This window comes from Moorena sp. SIO2C4, from assembly GCF_010672485.1.
Lineage (GTDB): Bacteria > Cyanobacteriota > Cyanobacteriia > Cyanobacteriales > Coleofasciculaceae > Moorena > Moorena producens.
The window spans coordinates 1-2,435 of the sequence record NZ_JAAHGN010001098.1 but is presented as its reverse complement, the minus strand read 5'-3'; the positions used below and the strand labels follow the sequence as shown (position 1 = coordinate 2,435).

General features: G+C 42.4%; 3 protein-coding genes. 1 reads left to right on the top strand and 2 read right to left on the bottom strand.

The genetic code is table 11. The features are described from left to right. The coding region (locus F6K20_RS41005; RefSeq protein WP_502708913.1) for a glycosyltransferase at positions 1-174 on the bottom strand (174 nt) is incomplete at its 3' end. Positions 175-504: 330 nt separating this feature from the next. On the opposite strand from F6K20_RS41005, the gene F6K20_RS34185 reads away from it, so the two are divergent. Beyond that, positions 505-1,290 carry a Uma2 family endonuclease gene (locus tag F6K20_RS34185; RefSeq protein WP_008189940.1) on the top strand — a complete coding sequence of 262 codons (786 nt, stop codon included), beginning with the start codon at positions 505-507 and terminating at the stop codon, positions 1,288-1,290. A gap of 319 nt (positions 1,291-1,609) precedes the next feature. Here the strand turns inward: F6K20_RS34185 and F6K20_RS34180 are convergent. Next, the coding region (locus F6K20_RS34180; protein WP_287297751.1) for a M42 family metallopeptidase at positions 1,610-2,435 on the bottom strand (826 nt) is incomplete at its 5' end.

Sequence of the window (2,435 nt, the reverse complement as noted above, 5' to 3'; positions counted from 1 at the left end):
ATCCGACTTGCCAATCAGCTGAAATTCTAATCCTGCAGCTAGAGCTTTTGGTTGAGCGTCTTCAATGCCGAATACAGTGACGCGATGACCACGCTGTTTCAGTTCGTAACCTAACGTAGTCATAGGGTTAAGATGACCAGAAGCAGCAGGACAAATGATGCCAAAATGAGTCATGATAGTTGCTCAGTAAAAGACGTTACCCCGATTTAATGGGACTTAAGCCAAAAGTCAACTCAAATTTAACATAAACTGGCTTGCTAAGGGATGAATAGGTACCGAGACTTGTCTAAGCAGTAGAATGTAGAATGTAGAATGTAGAATGTAGAAGGTAGAAGGTAGAAGGTAGAAGGTAGAAGGTAGAAGGTAGAAGGTAGAAGGTAGAAGGTAGAAGGTAGAAGGTAGAATTTAGGATACAGACTTCAATTATAAATTCTAAATTATAAATTCTAAATTCTAAATTAGTAAGATAGAATAGGATGATCAGCTCTGGTAACAGTATTTCCTATGGTTCAGCAGCTTACTCCCAGCACCGATGACATCTTATATCCCGAAAGTGACGGCAAACCCTTGGCGGACAATACCCTTCAATTTGAACTAATTACTACCATTAAGTATGGCCTGGAAGCCCTATTCAAAGATGACCCCAATGTATTCGTTGCCGGGGATTTGTTGTGGTATCCAGAACTTGGAAAACCCAAAATCAATCAAGCCCCGGATGTGATGGTGGTTGTGGGTAGACCGAAAGGGCATCGGCGTTCCTACAAAACCTGGGTTGAAGATAACATGAATCCCCAGGTAGTATTTGAAATAGCCTCATTAACGAATACCATCAAGGAATTAGAAGAGGATAAACTCAAGTTTTACCAGAACCATCAAGTAGAAGAGTACTATCTTTTTGATCCAAATCGGACAAAACTAAAAGGCTGGTTGCGTTCAGCCGAAAAACTAGAACCAATCCCCCAGATGCTGGGTTGGGTTAGTCCCCGTTTAGGAATTACCTTTGAGTTAGTAGGCTCGGACTTGGTGCTGTATTATCCCAATGGCGAGCCTTTTGCTACGTATTTGGAAATTATTGAGCTCAAAGAACTTGCTCAACAACAGGCAGAGCTCGAAAGGCTAGCAAAAGAACAAGAACGCCAACGGGCAGACCAAGCGGAGGAAGCTTTAGAGCTTGAAAGACTCGAAAAAGAACAGGAACGTCAACGGGCAGAGCAAGCAGAAGCTTCCTTGCAAGCCTTGCTAGAGCAATTAAAAGCAAAGGGCATAGATCCAGAACAGTTCGAGCTATGAACCCCACCATTTGGATATAACCCTACTAAGAATGTAGAAGGTAGAAGGTAGAATGAAGAATGAAGAATGTAGAAGGTAGAAGGTAGAAGGTAGAAGGTAGAAGGTAGAAGGTAGAAGGTAGAAGGTAGAAGGTAGAAGGAAGAATGTAGAAGGAAGAATGTAGAATGTAGAATGTAGAATGTAGAATGTAGAAGGAAGAAGGTAGAAGGTAGAAGGTAGAAGGTAGAAGGCAGAAGGTAGAAGGCAGAAGGTAGAATTCAATTCTAAATTCTAAATTCTAAATTCTAAATTCTAAATTCTAAATTCTAAATTCTAAATTCTAAATTCTAAATTCTTCATTCTTGATCACTGAGGAAATATAGGTTTCAAGAATCTCGATACAATTTGCGATCGCACCCAAATGAGAAATTTCAAAACCATGGGTATTTTGGGTAGGAAAACTCAAGCAAGCAGCGCGAGCAACATGACCAAACTTCATGGCGATGGAAGCATCAGAGCCAAAACCATCAATAACAGCTAACTGAATCGGGACCTCACAACTGTCTGCCGCTTGTTGCAATTCCCGATTTAGCCCTTCATCGTAGATGCCATAATTATCTTGAGAGAGCAACACTGGTGCTGGTCCATCTTCGATGGGATACTCCGCAGACAACGGACAAATTTCCAGAGCAATCAAAGCATCTAGAGATTGATTCTGAGTAAAATACAAAGCCCCAATTGCCCCTACTTCCTCCTTTGCTGATGCCACCAAATAAGTATCAACTGCGGGAGTTTTCAACCGTTGGGCTAAGGTTAGCAAAATCGCGATGGATGCTTTATTATCCAGAGTATAGCTAGCAATATAATCCTTAAGCCGCACAGGTCTCTTACGATGTTTACCAACCACCATACGAGTCCCTGGACGCACCCCAGCCTCTGCCAATTCTGTAGCACTACATTTCGTTTCAATCCAGGCATCTTGCCAACGTAGAGGAGCATCATCCTGCAACGCTTTTTGGGGAGATTCATGGGAAACATGACGTGAGCCAAAAGATAGAATACCACTAATGGTATAGTTATCCCCCAACAGATCCACCACACCATCACCATAAACCCAAGGAAAAGAACCCCCCAACCGGCGCACTTCCACCCGTACTGCTTCAGCA

What these genes read in the sequence shown, in the direction of transcription:
- F6K20_RS34185 (WP_008189940.1), top strand. Translation starts at nt 505, where the DNA reads ATGGTTCAGCAGCTTACTCCCAGCACCGATGACATCTTATATCCCGAA.